17 protein-coding genes are annotated in these 17,735 nt (G+C 71.2%); 7 read left to right on the top strand and 10 right to left on the bottom strand.

Annotated features, from left to right (window positions below; translation table 11 throughout):
* Nucleotides 1-151: 151 nt before the first annotated feature.
* Nucleotides 152-979 (bottom strand): SigE family RNA polymerase sigma factor, encoded by an 828-nt coding sequence (locus M8I34_RS22110; RefSeq protein ID WP_250051576.1) that lies wholly within the window; start codon nucleotides 977-979, stop codon nucleotides 152-154.
* 226 nt (nucleotides 980-1,205) lie between these two features.
* On the opposite strand from M8I34_RS22110, the gene afsQ1 reads away from it, so the two are divergent.
* The 5 genes from afsQ1 to M8I34_RS22085 all read left to right on the top strand — a co-directional run bounded on the left by afsQ1 (nucleotide 1,206) and on the right by M8I34_RS22085 (nucleotide 5,273).
* Nucleotides 1,206-1,883: a two-component system response regulator AfsQ1 gene (gene afsQ1 / locus M8I34_RS22105; protein ID WP_026169550.1), complete on the top strand. Its 678-nt coding sequence runs from the start codon at nucleotides 1,206-1,208 to the stop codon at nucleotides 1,881-1,883.
* 95 nt (nucleotides 1,884-1,978) lie between these two features.
* Nucleotides 1,979-3,727, top strand: a complete 1,749-nt coding sequence (locus tag M8I34_RS22100; RefSeq protein WP_250051645.1) for a HAMP domain-containing sensor histidine kinase — start codon at nucleotides 1,979-1,981, stop codon at nucleotides 3,725-3,727.
* A complete protein-coding gene (locus M8I34_RS22095) occupies nucleotides 3,724-4,371 on the top strand; it encodes a hypothetical protein (RefSeq protein ID WP_250051574.1) in 648 nt (215 codons plus the stop codon). Before M8I34_RS22100 ends, M8I34_RS22095 begins: the two co-directional genes overlap by 4 nt.
* A 131-nt stretch (nucleotides 4,372-4,502) precedes the next feature.
* The gene (locus M8I34_RS22090) at nucleotides 4,503-5,018 is read left to right on the top strand and encodes a VanZ family protein (protein WP_284050641.1); all 516 of its coding nucleotides are present in this window, start codon (nucleotides 4,503-4,505) and stop codon (nucleotides 5,016-5,018) included.
* Nucleotides 5,019-5,063: 45 nt separating this feature from the next.
* Nucleotides 5,064-5,273 carry a PspC domain-containing protein gene (locus M8I34_RS22085; RefSeq protein WP_030087060.1) on the top strand — a complete coding sequence of 70 codons (210 nt, stop codon included), beginning with the start codon at nucleotides 5,064-5,066 and terminating at the stop codon, nucleotides 5,271-5,273.
* Between the two features lie 228 nt (nucleotides 5,274-5,501).
* On the opposite strand, the gene M8I34_RS22080 is transcribed toward M8I34_RS22085, so the two are convergent.
* Nucleotides 5,502-5,771 (bottom strand): hypothetical protein, encoded by a 270-nt coding sequence (locus tag M8I34_RS22080; protein ID WP_250051572.1) that lies wholly within the window; start codon nucleotides 5,769-5,771, stop codon nucleotides 5,502-5,504.
* A 141-nt stretch (nucleotides 5,772-5,912) separates the two neighbouring features.
* Entirely contained in the window at nucleotides 5,913-7,073 is a 1,161-nt protein-coding gene (locus M8I34_RS22075) for an adenosine deaminase (RefSeq protein ID WP_250051570.1), read from the bottom strand.
* A 103-nt stretch (nucleotides 7,074-7,176) separates the two neighbouring features.
* Here M8I34_RS22075 and M8I34_RS22070 point away from each other — a divergent pair, with 103 nt between their 5' ends.
* Nucleotides 7,177-7,995 carry an alpha/beta hydrolase gene (locus M8I34_RS22070; protein WP_250051569.1) on the top strand — a complete coding sequence of 273 codons (819 nt, stop codon included), beginning with the start codon at nucleotides 7,177-7,179 and terminating at the stop codon, nucleotides 7,993-7,995.
* A gap of 27 nt (nucleotides 7,996-8,022) precedes the next feature.
* Here the strand turns inward: M8I34_RS22070 and M8I34_RS22065 are convergent, their stop codons facing one another.
* Nucleotides 8,023-9,039, bottom strand: a complete 1,017-nt coding sequence (locus tag M8I34_RS22065) for a LysR substrate-binding domain-containing protein (RefSeq protein WP_374210965.1) — start codon at nucleotides 9,037-9,039, stop codon at nucleotides 8,023-8,025.
* A gap of 62 nt (nucleotides 9,040-9,101) precedes the next feature.
* Between M8I34_RS22065 and M8I34_RS22060 the strand changes: the two genes are divergently transcribed.
* A complete protein-coding gene (locus tag M8I34_RS22060; RefSeq protein WP_250051565.1) occupies nucleotides 9,102-10,427 on the top strand; it encodes an MFS transporter in 1,326 nt (441 codons plus the stop codon).
* A gap of 143 nt (nucleotides 10,428-10,570) precedes the next feature.
* On the opposite strand, the gene M8I34_RS22055 is transcribed toward M8I34_RS22060, so the two are convergent.
* The 6 genes from M8I34_RS22055 to M8I34_RS22030 form a co-directional block, all read right to left on the bottom strand.
* Nucleotides 10,571-11,848, bottom strand: coding sequence for a thymidine phosphorylase (locus M8I34_RS22055; RefSeq protein WP_250051563.1), 1,278 nt, complete (start codon nucleotides 11,846-11,848; stop codon nucleotides 10,571-10,573).
* A gap of 89 nt (nucleotides 11,849-11,937) precedes the next feature.
* On the bottom strand, nucleotides 11,938-12,354 hold the full coding sequence (locus tag M8I34_RS22050) for a cytidine deaminase (RefSeq protein ID WP_250051561.1): 417 nt from the start codon (nucleotides 12,352-12,354) through the stop codon (nucleotides 11,938-11,940).
* A complete protein-coding gene (locus M8I34_RS22045; protein ID WP_250051559.1) occupies nucleotides 12,351-13,631 on the bottom strand; it encodes an ABC transporter permease in 1,281 nt (426 codons plus the stop codon). The genes M8I34_RS22050 and M8I34_RS22045 overlap by 4 nt, the downstream gene beginning before the upstream one ends.
* On the bottom strand, nucleotides 13,628-14,809 hold the full coding sequence (locus tag M8I34_RS22040) for an ABC transporter permease (RefSeq protein WP_374210964.1): 1,182 nt from the start codon (nucleotides 14,807-14,809) through the stop codon (nucleotides 13,628-13,630). The genes M8I34_RS22045 and M8I34_RS22040 overlap by 4 nt, the downstream gene beginning before the upstream one ends.
* On the bottom strand, nucleotides 14,806-16,347 hold the full coding sequence (locus M8I34_RS22035; RefSeq protein ID WP_250051557.1) for an ABC transporter ATP-binding protein: 1,542 nt from the start codon (nucleotides 16,345-16,347) through the stop codon (nucleotides 14,806-14,808). The genes M8I34_RS22040 and M8I34_RS22035 overlap by 4 nt, the downstream gene beginning before the upstream one ends.
* Nucleotides 16,348-16,580: 233 nt before the next feature.
* A complete protein-coding gene (locus M8I34_RS22030; protein WP_250051555.1) occupies nucleotides 16,581-17,612 on the bottom strand; it encodes a BMP family ABC transporter substrate-binding protein in 1,032 nt (343 codons plus the stop codon).
* Nucleotides 17,613-17,735: the final 123 nt, after the last annotated feature.

Genomic DNA, 17,735 nt, shown 5'->3' with positions numbered 1-17,735 from the left:
GTACGCCCCCGTACTTTCCCCCGCATCCCCCGATACGTCCGACTTGAGCGGATTGCTCCGTTGCTGCCGGTTCCCCCGTATCCCCTTTTCCCCTCGGGCGTTTCCCCCGGTTCTCCCTCGGGCCCCCCGGCCCTCGGGCTCCCCCGATCCTTCAGGCCACCAGCTCGCCGAAGGACTCCTCCTGGTCACGGCCGAAGCTGAGGACCTCGTCCTCGCGCAGCCGGCGCAGGGCGCGCCAGATGCTCGACTTCACCGTGCCGACACTGATGCCGAGAATGTCCGCGATCTCCGGGTCCGTACGGCCTTCGTAGTAACGCAGCACCAGCATCGTGCGCTGCGTCTCGGGCAGCCGGACCAGCGCCTGCCACAGCACGGCGCGCAGCTCGGTGCCGCGCATCGCGTCCACGTCGCCCGCCGTCTCCGGCAGCTCCTCGGTCGGGTACTCGTTCAGCTTGCGCCGACGCCAGGCGCTGATGTGCAGATTGGTCATGGTGCGGCGCAGATAGCCGCCGAGCGCCGCCTTGTCACTGATCCGGTCCCACGCCCGGTAGGTCGAGAACAGCGCACTCTGGAGCAGGTCCTCGGCCTCGTAGCGGTCACCGGTCAGGTGGTAGGCGGTGGCGTACAGGGAGGACCGGCGCTCCTGGACGTAGGCGGTGAAGGCCGCTTCGGCCTCCGCCGTCTCCGCCGGGGAACGCCGTTCCCCCGTGGCCTCCCCGTACTCCGCTCCCCCGTTGCTTCCCCCGTGGGCGGCGTTGCCCCCGTGCCCCCGGTTTTCCCCGTCGGCCCCGTCGAGCGTGACCGTCGTGGCGTCGATGGCCACCATGTACGGCGGCCGCTGACGCCCGATGCCGCGAGCGCACCCCCTACTTCCCCCGAAGGAGGTGCCCCCGCCGACACCGGACTTCTCGCTGGTCCTGACGACGTCGTGGAGTCGCGTGATAACTGCGCTGGAAGTGGTGCCGTGCAGTGTGTTCATCTCGCGCCCCCCGTCGTAGAGCCCAGCTCGTTCGGTGTGTTCGGGTGTTGATCTCTCCCGATGCCCCAAAGACTGCCAACCCAGTTTCATCGCGTTGTCCGCCGACTGTCACAGGCCTGTCACAGGGGTCGCTGCGGCGCGTCGCGGGGGTCCCGGGCGTGCGGGCCTTGTGTACGAGAGCGGCACTGGTCGATCTCCCGGCGTCCCATGGGCCAGAATGGCTGACGTGCCTTTCCTGTTGCTGATCGAGGACGACGACGCCATCCGCACGGCCCTCGAACTCTCGCTGTCCCGCCAAGGTCACCGTGTGGTGACCGCGGCGACGGGCGAGGACGGCCTGAAACTGCTGCGTGAGCAGCGCCCGGACCTGATCGTGCTGGATGTGATGCTGCCGGGCATCGACGGTTTCGAGGTGTGCCGGCGGATCAGGCGTACGGACCAGCTGCCCATCATCCTGCTCACCGCGCGTAACGATGACATCGACGTCGTGGTGGGGCTGGAGTCCGGAGCCGACGACTATGTCGTCAAGCCGGTGCAGGGAAGGGTGCTGGACGCCCGGATCCGGGCCGTGCTGCGCCGTGGCGAGCGGGAGTCCAGCGATTCGGCGACGTTCGGCTCGCTGGTGATCGACCGGTCGGCGATGACGGTCACCAAGAACGGCGAGGATCTGCAACTGACACCGACCGAGCTGCGGTTGCTGCTGGAGCTGAGCCGCCGGCCCGGTCAGGCGCTGTCCCGGCAGCAGTTGCTGCGGCTGGTGTGGGAGCACGACTACCTCGGCGACTCGCGCCTGGTGGACGCGTGTGTGCAGCGGCTGCGCGCGAAGGTGGAGGACGTACCGTCCTCCCCGACCCTGATCCGTACGGTCCGTGGCGTCGGCTACCGGCTGGACTCCCCGCAGTGAGGGAGCGTGCCACGGGCGGCGCGACGACGGATGACGGCCCCGGCGGCGGTACCGGGAGCGCCGGGGCGCCCGCGGCCGGCCGGCGGGTGCTGCGGATGCTGGGGCGCGCGTCGGGGCTGCTGCGCTGGACGAGTCTGCGGCTGCGGCTGGTCGTGGTCTTCGCGCTGGTGGCGCTGACCGCGGCGGTCTCCGCGTCCGGCATCGCGTACTGGCTCAACCGCAACACCGTTCTGGACCGCACACAGAACGCCGTCCTCAAGGATTTCCGCAAGTCGCTGGAGGACAGTACGCGGTCGCTGCCGCTGCGTCCGCGGTGCACCGAACTCCAGGACGCGGCGCGGCAGATGGCGGGCGGGCCGCAGAACTACGCGGTGCTGCTGATCGGCGTGGACCGTGAGGGCAAGGACTGCGCGGCCACCACGCACAAGGACATGCTGACGCTCAAGAACGTGCCGACGTCGCTGCGCAGCGCGGTCGACGAGGTGCGTCCGGTCGACGATTCCAACCGCTACTCGCACCATCTCTACTGGCAGCGCAAGCAGGTCGGGGACAGCCCCTACCTCGTCGCCGGGGCGAAGGTGATCGGCGGCGGGCCCACCGGCTACATGATGAAGTCGCTGGCCACCGAGCGGCAGGACCTCAACTCGCTGGCCTGGTCGCTGGGCATCGCGACCGCGCTCGCGCTGGTCGGCTCGGCGCTGCTGGCGCAGGCTGCGGCGACGACGGTGCTGCGGCCCGTACAGCGGCTGGGCCATGCGGCGCGGCAGCTCGGCGAGGGGCGTCTGGACACCCGGCTGCGGGTGACCGGCACGGATGAACTCGCCGACCTCTCCCGGACGTTCAACCGCACGGCGGAGCGTCTGGAGCAGCGGGTCGAGGAGCTGAGCGGGCGCGAGGCGGCGTCCCGGCGGTTCGTCGCCGATATGTCGCACGAGCTGCGGACGCCGCTGACCGCGATCACCGCGGTCTCCGAGGTGCTGGAGGAGGAGGCCGACTCCCTCGACCCGATGATCGCGCCCGCGGTGCAGCTGGTGGTCAGCGAGACCCGGCGGCTGAACGACCTCGTGGAGAACCTGATGGAGGTCACCCGCTTCGACGCGGGCACGGCCCGGCTGGTGCTGGACGAGGTCGATGTCGCCGACCAGGTGACCGCCTGTATCGACGCACGGGCCTGGCTGGACGCGGTCGAGCTGGACGCGGACCGCGGCACGGTGGCCCGGCTGGACCCGCGGCGGCTGGACGTCATCCTGGCGAACCTGATCGGCAACGCCCTCAAGCACGGCGGCTCGCCGGTGCGGGTCTCGGTCCGTACCGAAGGCGTGGCGGGCGACGACGCGGGCGGCGGGACGGGCAGCACGGCCGTCGGCGGCGGGGCGGGCGCTCCGGCCGGGCCCGAGGCGGACGGCGGACCGGCCGGCGGTGCCGGGGACGGCGGTCCGGAGCGGTCCGGACGGACGGCGGACACGGAGCGATCCGGGTGGACGGCGGACGCGGAGCAGTCCGGGTGGGCGGAGGACGCGGAGCGGCCGGGGAGCGGGACGCTGGTGATCCGCGTACGCGACCACGGCCCCGGCATCCCCGAAGAGGTCCTCCCGCATGTCTTCGACCGCTTCTACAAGGCGAGCGCCTCCCGGCCGCGGTCGGAGGGCAGCGGTCTGGGCCTGTCGATCGCGCTGGAGAACGCACATATCCACGGCGGGGAGATCACCGCGGCCAATCTCCCCGAGGGCGGCGCGGTCTTCACCCTGCGGCTGCCGATGGACGCTTCCCCGCTGGCGGGCGGCGACCGGAGGGACGGCGGCCCGGAGGGCCCGGCCGGCGAGGGCACGGAGGGCGGGCGATGAGGTCCAGCAGGCGGATAGGACGGCGCGGCGCCGCCGTGGCGGCGCTCGCGCTCGCCGTCGCGGGCTGCGGGATCCGGGGCACGTCCGTACCTGTCGACGCGGGCGGCGCGCCCTCACGGGTGAGCTGCAAGGCCCCGGGGAACGAGTCGTCGCCGAGCCCGTCCGGTGACGGGACACGGTCCGTCGTGTATCTGGTGTGCGGCTCGGCGCTGGCCCAGGTGGAGCGGGCCGTGCCGCCGTCCGAGGCCGACGGCCCACGGCTGCCGGCCGCCCGTGCGCTGCTCGGCGAGCTCCAGCGCAAGCCGTCGCCGGACGAGGAGAAGGCCGGTTTCAGCAGCGCGCTGCCGCAGGACCTGAAGGTCTCCGGGCCCCGCGCGGGCGACCGGTCGGACGCACTGCGGCTGAGCATCCGGCCCGACGACCTGCCGTCGTTCGCGCTGGCGCAGCTGGTGTGCACCTACGGCGCGAGCCCGGCGCTGGGCCGTGGGCATGCGGCGGTGCTGGGCGGGCCCGGCGACGATACGGCGCACCGTTACGACTGCTCGGCGGATGTGCTGGCCAACCCGGACATCGCGGAGAACGCCGGGTGGGGGGACCCGTTGTCGCAGGAGTCGCATGAGTCGCAGGAGTCGGAAGAGGAGTGAGACCGGGCGCCACGGCGGGGGTGAAAGGGGACGGGCCAAGACGGGCGCAATTGGGCGGAACCGAGGCCCCCGCTCCCGGCGTCCTGGGCTGTGTGCAGCGTCATGGCCCCGGCACCACAGCCGCCCCCCGCATGCGCGTCACCGGACTTCTGCTCCTCGTGGCGCATCTATCGATCGTCGGCTGGCTGACGCTTCGCCCCCGTACGGTGCCGTGGGTACCCGCCGCGAATCTCGAACCACTGGCGACGATCCAGGCCGAGCTGGCGCGCGGCCCGTCGTGGGACGTCATACAGCATCTGGGCGGATCGGTGCTGCTGCTGGCACCTCTGGGCGTGCTGCTGCCCCTCTCGGCAGGCCGACTGAACGTTTCGCCGCTGGTGTCCCTGACCCGTACCGCCTTCGCCGGAGCGATGATCGCGCTGGCCATCGAGCTGCTTCAGACAGGGGTGCCCGGCCGGGTCCCCGACGTCGACTCGGTGCTGCTCGGCACCCTCGGGGTGGCCGTGGTGCACCTTGCGGTCGTTCCCGGGGCGCGGTGCCGGCTGCGCCGCCGGTACGGGCATCTCGGGGACACGACCCCGAGAATCCCCAGGGTTGAACTGGCCCCGCAGACTGACGTTCTCTCCGGCAGCCGGACCTACCTTTGAGACATCGGGGCAAACGCCCCACCGAGTCGAAAAGGAGCCGTCCTCATGGCCGCCGCACTGGTCCGCCCCCGCAATAACCGAATGATCGCCGGAGTGTGCGCGGGCCTGGCCCGTCGCTTCGGTACGACCCCGACGACGATGCGCGTGCTCTTCGTGGTCTCGTGTCTGCTTCCCGGCCCGCAGTTCCTGCTCTATCTGGCGCTGTGGATACTCCTCCCCTCCGAGGAGAAGGCCACCGGCGCCGCCGCCTGGTGACCCACCCGGCGGGCCGGCGGCCGACGGCCCGGCGCGCACCGCTGACCCGGTCGGCCCGACGCGCCCCGCTGACCCGACGCACCGGCGCGCCCCGCCGACCGGCTCCCGGCTCCCGGCTCCCGGCTCCCGGCTCCCGGCTCCCGGCCGCACATGACGATGCCCCGGCCGTACGCGCAAGGGCGTACGGCCGGGGCACGGCGCAGTGGGCGTCCGGTGGGACGGGCCGCGTCAGCCGCCGAGGAGGCTGCCGGGCTGGAGGCCGCCCAGCAGCTTGTTGCCGTGGGAGTTCAGCTTGGTCTTGACGTCGTTGCCGGCCGGCTTGGACTTGGTGAGCCCGGAGACGGTCTTGGCGGCGTCCTTCACCGGCAGGCTCTTCAGCACCCCGGTGGTGTCGGAGCCGGCGGCCGCCGGGGCCGCGCTGGCGACGCCCGCAGCGGTGACGACGAAAGCGGCACCGAGCGCGACGGTACCGAGAGTCTTGATGGTTCCCTGCTTCATCGAATTACGTCCTCGTGATGGGGGTTTGACCGGCGAATCAACCTAGCGAGGCCGAAACCGGCGCCGCAAACAGCCACGAGGAAAGAAAAAACGGCCGGTGGACATTCCACCGGCCGTTGCGCTATAGGCTCGCACTACTGCTCACACAGAGTCAGAACCACTGCTCAGCGGGGCAGCTGCACCCTGCGGACGGAACAGCCACTCGGCCCGCAGTTCCGCGTAACCCGGCTTGATGACGTCATTGATCATCGCCAGACGTTCATCGAAAGGAATGAACGCTGATTTCATCGCATTGACTGTAAACCACTGCATGTCATCGAGCGTGTATCGGAATGTCTTGACCAGGTGCTCGAATTCCCGGGACATGTTCGTGCCGCTCATCAGCCGGTTGTCGGTATTGACCGTGAGCCGGAACTGAAGTCGGCGCAGCAGGCCGATGGGGTGCTCCGCGTAGGAGGGGGCGGCACCGGTCTGGAGGTTGGAGGTCGGGCACATCTCCAGCGGGATGCGCTTGTCCCGGACGTACGAGGCGAGCCGGCCGAGCTTGACCGAGCCGTCGTCGGCGACCTCGATGTCGTCGATGATCCGGACGCCGTGGCCGAGGCGGTCGGCGCCGCACCACTGGAGGGCCTGCCAGATGGACGGCAGGCCGAAGGCCTCACCGGCGTGAATGGTGAAGTGGTTGTTCTCCCGCTTGAGGTACTCGAACGCGTCGAGGTGGCGGGTGGGCGGGTAACCGGCCTCCGCGCCCGCGATGTCGAAGCCGACGACGCCGGTGTCCCGGTAGCGGTTGGCGAGTTCGGCGATCTCCAGGGCGCGGGCGGCGTGCCGCATGGCGGTCAGCAGGGCGCCGACGCGGATGCGGTGGCCCCTCTCGCGGGCCCGCCGCTCGCCCTCGCGGAAGCCCTCGTTGACCGCCTCGACGACCTCTTCGAGGGTCAGGCCCTGTTCGAGGTGCTGCTCGGGCGCGTACCTGACCTCGGCATAGACCACACCGTCGGCGGCCAGGTCCTCGGCGCACTCGGCGGCCACCCGGGCCAGTGCGTCGCGGGTCTGCATGACGGCGCAGGTGTGCGCGAAGGTCTCCAGGTAGCGCTCGAGCGAGCCGGAGTCGGCGGCCTCACGGAACCAGATCCCGAGCTTTTCCGGGTCGGCTTCGGGCAGTCCCTCGTAGCCGTTCTCGCGGGCCAGCTCGACGACGGTGGCGGGGCGCAGGCCGCCGTCGAGGTGGTCGTGGAGCAGCACCTTGGGGGCACGGCGGATCTGTTCACTGGTCGGGAGTGTGGTGGTCTCGCTCGTCATTTCGGCACTCTAGCCCCTACGCGCGTAGATCTCATCGAACGATACGTAACAGTGACCCGTCCATGGGGTGGCGGGCAGGCCGCCGTCTGCCATCGTTCTGGTCATGGCTCAGCAAGCACTGCCGGTGCGCGAGGCCCGGCTGGGAAAACCGCTGGGAACGGCCGGCAAGGAAGGCACGCGCGAGGCGCTCCGGTGGCGGAGCGGTAGCGGCCGGGGCGCCGGCCGGGAGGTGAGCGGGGTCGCGCTTTTACTGCCCGGGGGCGGACCGACCGGGGTGCGGCGGCCGTCGCCGGTGGCGGCGCTGGCGGTGCGTCCGCTGGCGGTCCGGCTGGCGAAGGCGGGACGGCCTGAGGGCCTGACGGCCCATGTCGTGCGCTACCGGTGCAGCGGCTGGAACGGTCCCGACGCGCATCCGGCACGGGATGCCACCTGGGCCCTGGACGAGGTGGTCCGCCGTTACGGCGATGTCCCGGTCTGCCTCGTCGGCACGGGCATGGGAGCCCGCGCCGCCCTGCACGCAGCAGGCCACCCCGCCGTCAACTCCGTACTGGCACTGGCCCCTTGGCTGCCCGACCCCGGCGAGAACGACGGGCGGCCCGATCCGGTGAAACAGCTCATCGGCCGGCAGGTCCTGCTCGTCCACGGCACCAACGACGAACGCACCGACCCCGATCTGTCCTACCGCTATGCCGAGCGGGCCAAGAAGATCAACCGCGACACCTGCCGCTTCGAGGTGCACTCCGACGGCCACTCGCTCCACCAGCACCGCGCCGAAGTCCTCGCCCTGGCGGCCGACTTCATGCTCGGCTCCCTGTTCGCCCGGGGCTACTCCAGACCCGTGAAGGACGCCCTGGCAGCGCCACCACCGCTGGGCCTGCGGATGCCGCTGGCCGCGGGCTTCGGGGCGTCACTGCGGCACTGAGCGGCGTCCGCCCCTGGACCGCGCCCGTCACCTGGGCAACAACCTCCCCCGCCGGCTCAGCAGGAACTTCTTGAACTCGGCGACCGGGGGTGTGTCCGGGTGGCCGTCCAGCCAGGCGACGCCGATCTCGCGGACCGCGCGCGGCGCCGTCACGGTCAGCTCGGCGACCCCGGGTCGCGGCACGGCGGGCGGCGGGAGCAGCGCGACGCCCAGGCCGGCCGCGACCAGCCCGCGCAGCGTCTCGGCCTCCTCCCCCTCGAAGGCGATGCGCGGGGTGAAGCCCGCCTCGGCGCACAGCGCGTCGGTGATCCGGCGCAGCCCGTAGCCGGGTTCGAGGGTGACGAACAGCTCGCCCGCGGCCTCCGCGAGCCGGACCCGCTTGCGCCCGGCCAGCGGATGGTCGTCCGGGACGACCAGGCGCAGCTTCTGTTCGTCGAGCCGGCGGGCGACCAGGTCGGGATAGTCGGGGACCGGGGAGGTCAGACACAGGTCGAGGTCGCCGGCGCGCAGACGTTCGATCATCGCCTCGCCGTAGTTCTGGACGAGCTGGAAGCGGACGCGCGGGTGGTCGGCGCGGAAGCTGCGGATCAGGCCGGGCACGGTCTCCGAGCCGAGCGTGTGCAGAAAGCCGAACGCCACCTTCCCCGCGGCCGGGTCGACATCGGCCCGTACGGACTCCGTCGCCCGCTCCAGATCCGTCAACGCCCGCTCGGTGGAGGCGAGGAACGCGCGGCCGGCCGGGGTGAGGGAGAGCGTGCGGCCGTGCCGGGCGAAGAGGGCGACGCCGAGGTCGTCCTCCAGGCGGACGAGGGCGCGGCTGAGCGTCGGCTGCGGCATCCCGAGCTCCTGCGCGGCGCGGGTGACGTGTTCGTGCCGGGCGACGGCGGTGAACTGGGCGAGCCGCGGGGCGAGGATCACCGCCCAGGAGTCGACGCCGAGCTCGGCCGCCTCCCCCACTTCCGCGCCAACGGGCCTCGACCCGGCAATGTCTTTTCTGTTGCGACCTTGCAACAGGGGCCCTTGCAACCTGCGGTCATGTGTCACAGCATCGATTATGGCGTTTCCATGCATTGGACGCATGAAACTGCGCGGCCTACCTTCGAAACATGCCTCCCGCTGATACCGGGGCGTCCGTCACCGACCGTGCGGCCGCCTCTCCTCTGTCGTCCACCGACTCCCCTTCCTCCGCCTCCTCCGCCGCGCCCGACCCCGAGTCGGCCAAGCTGCGGCCGGGCGGCCCCGGCTACCGCCGGATGAGCTTCGCCCTCTTCGCCGCCGGAGTGGCGACCTTCGCGCTCCTGTACTCCACGCAGGCGCTGCTGCCCGCGATCTCCGGTGACCTCGGGGTCAGCCCGGACCAGGCGAGCTGGACCGTGTCCGCGGCCACCTTCGGCCTGGCCCTCGGCGTGATCCCGCTGAGCGCGGTCTCCGAGCGCTTCGGCCGGCGCACGCTGATGACGCTGTCGCTCTCGGTCGCCGCGCTGATCGCGATGCTGGTGCCGTTCGCCCCGTCGCTCGGCGCGCTGATCGCGCTGCGCGGCATCCAGGGTGTGGCGCTGGCCGGACTGCCGGCGTCGGCGATGGCCTTCCTGGCCGAGGAGGTACGCGCCAAGGCGCTGGTGGCGGCCATCGGGCTGTTCGTGGCGGGCAACAGCATCGGCGGGATGTCCGGCCGGATCGTGACCGGCTGGGTCGCCCAGGCCTGGGGCTGGCGGGCCGCGCTGGCCGCGGTGGGTGTGCTGGCCGTGGTCTGCGCGGTGACGTTCCGGCTGCTGGTCCCCAAGGCCCGGCACTTCGCGCCCCGTTCGGTGGGCCCGCGAGCCCTGGCCCGTACGCTCGGCAACCACCTCGCCGACCCTCTGCTCCGCCGTCTCTACGCCATCGGCGGCCTGTTCATGACGGTCTTCGGCGCGGTCTACACGGTCATCGGCTACCGCCTGGTCTCCGAGCCGTTCAACCTCCCGCAGGGCATTGTCGGTTCGATCTTCGTGGTCTACCTGGTCGGTACGGTCTCCTCGGCCGCGGCCGGCCAGCTGGTCGCCCGTACGGGCCGCCGCGGCGCCCTCTACCTGGCCGTCGGCACCACCTCCACGGGCCTGCTGCTCTCCCTCGCCGACTCCGTCGCCGCGGTGCTGGCGGGCCTCATCCTGATCACCGCGGGCTTCTTCGCGGGCCATGCGGTCGCCTCGTCCGCGGTCAGCCGCACCGCCAAGACGGCCCGCGCCCAGGCGTCGGCGCTGTACCAGTGCGCGTACTACGTCGGCAGCAGCCTGGGCGGCGCCCTGGGCGCCGCCGCCTTCCACGCCGTCGGCTGGGAGGGGACCGTCCTCCTCGGCCTCGCCGCGATGGTCGGCGCCGCCTCGATCACCCTCTACGCCACCCGCAAGGCCGTGGCCGAGCGCCGCCTCCTCCATCTGGAGAAGGCCGCGTAGCCTCCCTCAGTCCGAAGGGCCCGCTCCACCACCTGTCCTGGTGGGGCGGGCCCTTCGTCCGTGTGCGGCGGGTGATCATGGGCCCACGGACCCTTTCACCCCTACGAGCCGCGTCATCAGCGGCTTCCGGCCGTGGGCGCAGGTCAGGCGATACGTTCCCGCACCACCGGAGTGGCGGCGAAGGCCGCGTCCTCGGGGCCGACCAGGACGCCGCCGTCCAGGGCCTCCAGGGCGTAGGGGAACTTCTCGGGGGTGTCGGTGTGCAGGGTCAGCAGGGGCTGGCCGGCGGTGACGGTGTCGCCGGGCTTGGCGTGGAGTTCGACGCCCGCGCCGGCCTGGACCGGGTCCTCCTTGCGGGCGCGGCCGGCGCCCAGGCGCCAGGCGGCGAGGCCGACGGCGTAGGCGTCGAGGGTGGTGAGGGTGCCGGAGGAGGCGGCGGTGACGACGTGCTGTTCGCGGGCCACGGGGAGGGCCGCGTCGGGGTCGCCGCCCTGCGCGGCGATCATGCGGCGCCAGTGGTCCATGGCGGAGCCGTCGGCCAGGGCCTTGGCCGGGTCGGCGTCCTCGAGGCCGGCCGCGTCGAGCATCTCGCGGGCCAGCGCCAGGGTCAGCTCGACGACGTCCTGGGGGCCGCCGCCGGCCAGCACCTCGACGGATTCGCGGACTTCGAGGGCGTTGCCGGCGGTCCGGCCGAGCGGGGTGGCCATGTCGGTGAGCAGGGCGACCGTCTTGACGCCGTGGTCGGTACCCAACTCGACCATCGTGGAGGCCAGTTCGCGGGCGTTGTCGAGGTCCTTCATGAAGGCGCCGGAGCCGACCTTGACGTCCAGGACGAGGGAGCCGGTGCCCTCGGCGATCTTCTTGGACATGATGGAGGAGGCGATCAGGGGGATGGACTCGACGGTGCCGGTGACATCGCGGAGCGCGTAGAGCTTCTTGTCGGCGGGGGCGAGGCCGTCACCGGCGGCGCAGATGACGGAGCCGACCTCGCGCAGCACGTTCAGCATCTCGGCGTTGGAGAGCGTCGCGCGCCAGCCGGGGATCGCTTCGAGCTTGTCGAGGGTGCCGCCGGTGTGGCCCAGGCCGCGGCCGGAGAGCTGCGGGACGGCCGCGCCGCAGGCGGCGACGAGCGGGGCGAGCGGGAGGGTGATCTTGTCGCCGACGCCGCCGGTGGAGTGCTTGTCGGCGGTGGGGCGCGGCAGGGACGAGAAGTCCATGCGCTCACCGGAGTTGATCATCGCCGCCGTCCAGCGGGCGATCTCCGTGCGGTTCATGCCGTTGAGGAAGATGGCCATCGCCAGGGACGACATCTGCTCATGGGCGACCTCGCCACGGGTGTAGGCGTCGATGACCCAGTCGATCTGATCGGGGGTCAGCACGCCGCGGTCGCGCTTGGTGCGGATGACGGAGATGACGTCCATGGAGGTTCCTTTCGAACGGGTAGGTCCCGTTCTACACGCATAGACACGAGGGTGGCCAGACCGGACGGGGTCCGGCCACCCCTCGTGCGTCAGGGAGCCAGATGGCCGGGCCCGAACGCGTCCGGCAGCAGCTCGGTCAGTGGGCGGATGCCCGCTGCCGTGTCCACCAGCAGGTCCGGGCCGCCGTGTTCGTACAGGAGTTGGCGGCAGCGGCCGCAGGGGACGAGCAGGTCGCCGGTGCGGTCGACGCAGGTGAAGGCGGTCAGGCGGGGGGTCGGGCCGTCCTGGGAACGGCCCGTGAAGAGGGCCGAGACCAGGGCGCATTCGGCGCAGAGGGCCAGGCCGTACGAGGCGTTCTCGACGTTGCAGCCGGTGAGGGTGCGGCCGTCGTCCACGAGGGCGGCGGCGCCGACGGGGTAGCCGGAATAAGGGGCGTAGGCCCGGGACATCGCGTCCCGGGCCTGCGCGCGCAGTGCGGTCCAGTCGACCGGCACCGGTGGTGTCATGCGCCTTGTCCTCGGCGGTAGGGCCTGCCGTTCGCCTTCGGCGGCCGCAGCCGCTGGGAGAAGAGGGCGAGGACGAGCAGGGTGGCGATGTACGGGCTCGCCTCGACCAGTTCCAGGGGAACGGTGTCGGCCAGGAAGTACCACCCTATGAGGACGGCGGCGGCAACAGCCGACACCGCGGCCTGGGCGCGCTTGGCGGCGCGCAGCCGGAGCAAGGCGAGCACCGCGAGGAGCGCGGCCAGGCCCAGCAGCAGCGCGTGGACGGTCGGGCCGCCGCTGCGCAGCTGCATGGCGTCCATGAAGCCGAACAGGCCCGCGCCCATCGCGACGCCGCCCGGCCGCCAGTTGCCGAAGATCATCGTGGCGAGACCGATGTAGCCGCGGCCGCCGGTCTGGCCGTCCTGGTAGAAGTGCACCCCGATGGAGAGGAAGGCACCGCCGAGGCCGGCCAGGGCTCCGGAGACCAGCACCGCCGCGTACTTGTACGAGTAGACGTTGACGCCCAGGGTCTCGGCCGAGATGGGGGCCTCGCCGCAGGAGCGCAGCCGCAGGCCGAACGAGGAGCGCCAGAGTGCGTAGAAGGTGCCGATGAACAGGCCGATGGTGAGCAGGGTCAGCCAGGAGACGTTGGTGACCGCGGCGCCGAGGATGCCGGCGACGTCGGAGACCAGGAACCAGTGGTGGCCCTCCAGGGAGTTCAGCCAGTCCGACAGGCCGGGGACGGTGAACGTCGGCATGTCGGGCATCGGCGGGGACTGCTTGTCGTTGCCGCCGGCCGCCATGGCCGCGCTGCCCTCCTGGCCGAACCACAGGGTGGCCAGGTACTGGGTGGCACCGAGCGCCAGGATGTTGACCGCGACACCGGAGACGATGTGGTCGACGCCGAAGGTCACGGTGGCGACGGCGTGGATGAGGCCGCCGAGCGCGCCGCCGAGGATGCCGGCCGCGGCCGCCGCCCAGGGGCCGTGCTGCCAGCCGACCCAGCCGGCCGCGAACGAGCCGAGCATCATCATGCCTTCGAGGCCGATGTTGACCACGCCGGCCCGCTCGGACCACAGTCCGCCCAGACCCGCCAGGCCGATCGGTACGGCGGCGCTCAGCGCGGCGCCGAACTGGCCGGTGGAGGTGAGGTCCCCGGCGCCGGTGACGGCCCGGAGGGCGGAGACGGCGACCAGGCCGACGGCGATGATCAGCAGGATCCAGGGGTAGGTCAGCTTGCGCCGGCCGCCCCTTCCTGGGACCGCGAGCTTGGTCGCGGACTTGAGGTCCGTACTCACGCCGACACCTCCGGGTTGTCGCTCTTGCCGGGCTTGTCGGCGTTTGTCGTGCGGGACAGGGCGGCCAGCTCCTCGCCGACCTTGCGCTGCTGGAGGTTCAGCCCGTAGCGGCGCACGATCTCGTAGGCGATGACCACGCACAGGACGATGACGCCCTGGATGACGCCGACGATTTCCTGGGCGTAGCCCTCGAACTCCAGCCGCGAGCCGGTGCGGTCGAGGAACGCCCACAGCAGGGCGCCGAAGGCCATGCCGACGGGGTGGTTGCGGCCGAGCAGCGCGATGGCGATACCGGTGAAGCCGATACCGGCCGGGAAGTCCGTGCCGTACTGGAAGGACTCGCCGAGCAGGGTGGGCATGCCGACCAGGCCGGCCGCCGCGCCCGACAGCAGCATGCTGCTGACGACCATGCGCTTGACGCTGACGCCGCTGGCCTCGGCGGCCGACTCGGAGGCGCCCACGGCGCGCAGGTCGAAGCCGAAGCGGGTGCGGTTGATGCCGAACCAGTACAGCGCACCGGCCAGCACCGCGATCACCACGAAGCCGAGGACCGGCTTGGGGTGGGTCGGGAAGGAGAAGAAGTGGCTGGATTCCGGGAGGAACTTGGTGTGCAGGAGGTTGCCGTCCTTGATGGCGAGGCGGCCGTCCTGGAGGAAGTACCCGATGATCGAGGCGGCGATCGCGTTCAGCATGATCGTGGTGATCACTTCGCTGACGCCGCGGGTGGTCTTCAGCAGACCGGCGATGCCCGACCAGACCGCGCCCACCAGCATCGCGATGACGATGAGCAGGATGATCTGGATCGCGCCGGGGAGGGCGATGGCCCCGCCGACCGCGGCGGCCGCGAAGGCCGCCAGACGGTACTGGCCGTCGACGCCGATGTTGAAGAGGTTCATCCGGAAGCCGATGGCGACCGCCAGTGCCGAAAGGTAGTACGGCACCGCCTTGTTGATGATCCAGACCTGGCTGTCGCTGTAGTGGCCGTAGTCGGCCATGATCCCGTAGGCCCGGAACGGGTTCTCGCCCGACGCCAGGAAGACCAGGGACGAGATCACGATCGCGGCGACGATGGCCAGGACGGGCGCGGCGATCGCGAGGATCACCTTGTCCCGGGTGGCGCTCTTGGCGATGGCTTCCACGGTGGGGTTCTTGGCGGGGTTCGTGGTGGAGGTGCTCACTTCTGCTCACCGTCCTGCTCGCCGGCGCCGTCCGGCGTACTGTCGTCCGCCGCGGTCGCGTCCGCGGCGGTGAGGTGGCCGCTGGCGGCACCGGTCATGGCGGAGCCCAACTCCTCCGGGGTGATGACGGCGGGGTCCGCGTCCGCGACCAGCCGGCCCCGGTACATCACCCGCAGGGTGTCGGACAGGCCGATCAGCTCGTCCAGGTCGGCGGAGATCAGCAGCACCGCCAGGCCCTCGCGGCGCGCCTCGCGGATCTGTTCCCAGATCTGCGCCTGCGCGCCGACGTCGACGCCGCGGGTGGGGTGGGCGGCGATCAGCAGCTTGGGCCGGTGGCTCATCTCGCGGCCGACGATCAGCTTCTGCTGGTTGCCGCCGGAGAGCGAGGACGCGGTGACCTCGATGCCGGGGGTGCGCACGTCGTACTCGGCGACGATGCGCTCGGTGTCCTTGCGGGCGCCGGGGATGTCGAGGAGCTTGCCCTTGCTGTTGGGGCGCTCGGTGACGTGGCCGAGGATGCGGTTCTCCCACAGCGGGGCTTCCAGCAGCAGGCCGTGGCGGTGGCGGTCCTCGGGGATGTAGCCGATGCCGCCCTCGCGCCGGGCGCGGGTGGAGGCCCCGGACAGGTCGGTGCCGTCCAGGGTGACGGTGCCGTGGTCGGGGGTGCGGGTGCCCATGACGGCTTCGACGAGTTCGGCCTGGCCGTTGCCCTCGACACCGGCGACGCCCAGCACCTCGCCCTTGTGGATGGTGAAGGAGATGCCGTCCAGGACGGTGCGGACCACGCCGTCGGAGTCGGTCGCGGAGAGGTGCAGATCGCGGACGCGCAGCATCTCCTCGTCCGTGACGGTCGATTCACGGGTCTCCGGGGACGGCAGTTCGCTGCCGACCATCAGCTCCGCCAGTTGCTTGGACGTGGTCTCGGACGGGACGACCGAGGCCACGGTGGTGCCGCGCCGGATGACGGTGATGTCGTCGGCGACCGAGAGCACCTCGCCCAGCTTGTGCGAGATGAAGATGACGGTCAGGCCCTCGGACTTGAGCTCGCGCAGGTTGTCGAAGAGCGCGTCGACCTCCTGCGGGACCAGCACGGCGGTCGGCTCGTCGAGGATGAGGGTGCGGGCGCCGCGGTAGAGGACCTTGAGGATCTCCACCCGCTGGCGGTCGGCGACACCGAGGTCCTCGACCAGGACGTCCGGCCGGATGCCCAGCCCGTACGCGTCCGAGAGCTCCTTTATCTTCGCGCGGGCGCCGCCGGCGATGCCGTGCAGCTTCTCCGCGCCGAGGACGGTGTTCTCCAGGACGGTGAGGTTGTCGGCGAGCATGAAGTGCTGGTGCACCATGCCGATGCCGCGGGCGATGGCGTCGCCCGGGGTGTGCAGGGTGACCTGCTCGCCGTCGAGCTCGATGGTGCCCTCGTCCGGCTTCTGCATGCCGTAGAGGATCTTCATCAGGGTGGACTTGCCGGCACCGTTCTCGCCGCACAGGGCGTGGACGGTGCCGCGGCGCACGGTGAGATGGATGTCGTGGTTGGCCACGACACCGGGGAACCTTTTGGTGATTCCGCGGAGTTCAACAGCAGGGGCGTCCGGGCCGGCCGGGCCGCTGCTCGTGGATGCTGCGTTGATGGCGCACTCCCCTCGGGGATGAAGGAGCGGAAAGGACGTAAGAAAAGCGGGGAAGGGGACCGGAAAGGCCGGTCACAAGGGGGACGTGGCGCGCGTCCCCGGGGGCCTGCATTTCGGCGGCCCGGGGCGGCGGTGGTCCCTGGCTACGGCGTCTCCTTGACCTTCACCTTGCCCTCGATGATCTTCTTCCGGGCCGCGTCGATCTGCGGCTGGATGTCCTTGATGAAGCCGCCCGAGGTGGCGAGCGAGACACCGCTGTGCTTGAGGTCGTAGGCGTGGATGCCGGTCAGCGGCTTGTGGTCCTCGACGCTCTTGATCAGGTCGAAGACCGCCACGTCGACGTTCTTCACCACCGAGGTGAGGATGCGGTTCTTGTAGCGGGCCAGACCGGGCTGCTGGTACTGGTCGGAGTCGACCCCGATCGCCCAGGCGCCCTTGACCTTGCTGACCGCCTCGATCGTTCCGGCGCCCGACTGCCCGGCCGCCGTGTAGATCACGTCGGTACCGCTGTCGAGCATGCCGTCGGCCTTGGCCTTGGCGGCGGCCGGGTCGTTGAAGCCCTTGTCGTTGTTCGGGTAGAGGTACTGCGAGGTGACCTTGGCCTTCGGGTCGGTGTCGCGGACCCCCTGCTCGAAGCCGGCCTGGAACTTCTGGATCAGTGCGTTGTTCACGCCACCGATGAAGCCCACCTTGTGGGTCTTGCTCTTCAGCGCGGCCGCGACGCCGGCCAGGTACGAGCCCTCGTGCTCGGCGAAGACCATCGCGTCGACGTTCTTGCCCTCCGGCACGGCGTCCACGACACCGAAGGTGGTGTCGGGGAAGTCCTTGGCGACGTTCTGCACGGACTGGCTGTAGGCGAAGCCGACGCCGATGACCGGGTTGTAGCCGGCCTCGGCGAAGGAGGTGAGCCGCTGTTCGCGGTCCGCCTCGGTCTCGCCGTTCTTGGCGGTGAGCATCTTGACGTCGACGCCCAGCTCCTTCTTCGCGTTCTCCACACCGCGGGCGGCCGCTTCGTTGAACGAGTGGTCGTCCCGGCCGCCGATGTCGAAGGCCAGCCCGACCCCCGCGTGTTTGGTGCGATTGGCCTCGGCAAAGCTCTGACCGCACGCGGTGGCGGTGAGCGCGAGGCCCGCGGTGGCGGTGGCCGCGGCGGCAATCCTGATGACCCGACGCACGGGGCCTTCCCTTCGCTCTAAGCGCCCCCATTGGCGCTGGCTTGTCGGGAGATTAACGCGCGTAGACCTGGCGCAAAACCCTCCACTGCGTGGACGTTATCGATTCGAGGCGTAGGGCACCTG

The sequence above is a fragment of the Streptomyces sp. MCA2 genome (genome assembly GCF_023544705.1).
Lineage (GTDB): Bacteria > Actinomycetota > Actinomycetes > Streptomycetales > Streptomycetaceae > Streptomyces > Streptomyces decoyicus.
The sequence above is the reverse complement of the archived record's forward strand: the minus strand, read 5'-3'. Positions and strand labels throughout refer to the sequence as shown.

What these genes read in the sequence shown, in the direction of transcription:
- M8I34_RS22110 (WP_250051576.1), bottom strand. Translation starts at nt 979, where the DNA reads ATGAACACACTGCACGGCACCACTTCCAGCGCAGTTATCACGCGACTC.
- M8I34_RS22100 (WP_250051645.1), top strand. Translation starts at nt 1,979, where the DNA reads ATGCTGGGGCGCGCGTCGGGGCTGCTGCGCTGGACGAGTCTGCGGCTG.
- M8I34_RS22095 (WP_250051574.1), top strand. Translation starts at nt 3,724, where the DNA reads ATGAGGTCCAGCAGGCGGATAGGACGGCGCGGCGCCGCCGTGGCGGCG.
- M8I34_RS22090 (WP_284050641.1), top strand. Translation starts at nt 4,503, where the DNA reads ATGCGCGTCACCGGACTTCTGCTCCTCGTGGCGCATCTATCGATCGTC.
- M8I34_RS22085 (WP_030087060.1), top strand. Translation starts at nt 5,064, where the DNA reads ATGGCCGCCGCACTGGTCCGCCCCCGCAATAACCGAATGATCGCCGGA.
- M8I34_RS22080 (WP_250051572.1), bottom strand. Translation starts at nt 5,771, where the DNA reads ATGAAGCAGGGAACCATCAAGACTCTCGGTACCGTCGCGCTCGGTGCC.
- M8I34_RS22075 (WP_250051570.1), bottom strand. Translation starts at nt 7,073, where the DNA reads ATGACGAGCGAGACCACCACACTCCCGACCAGTGAACAGATCCGCCGT.
- M8I34_RS22070 (WP_250051569.1), top strand. Translation starts at nt 7,177, where the DNA reads ATGGCTCAGCAAGCACTGCCGGTGCGCGAGGCCCGGCTGGGAAAACCG.
- M8I34_RS22060 (WP_250051565.1), top strand. Translation starts at nt 9,102, where the DNA reads ATGCCTCCCGCTGATACCGGGGCGTCCGTCACCGACCGTGCGGCCGCC.
- M8I34_RS22055 (WP_250051563.1), bottom strand. Translation starts at nt 11,848, where the DNA reads ATGGACGTCATCTCCGTCATCCGCACCAAGCGCGACCGCGGCGTGCTG.
- M8I34_RS22050 (WP_250051561.1), bottom strand. Translation starts at nt 12,354, where the DNA reads ATGACACCACCGGTGCCGGTCGACTGGACCGCACTGCGCGCGCAGGCC.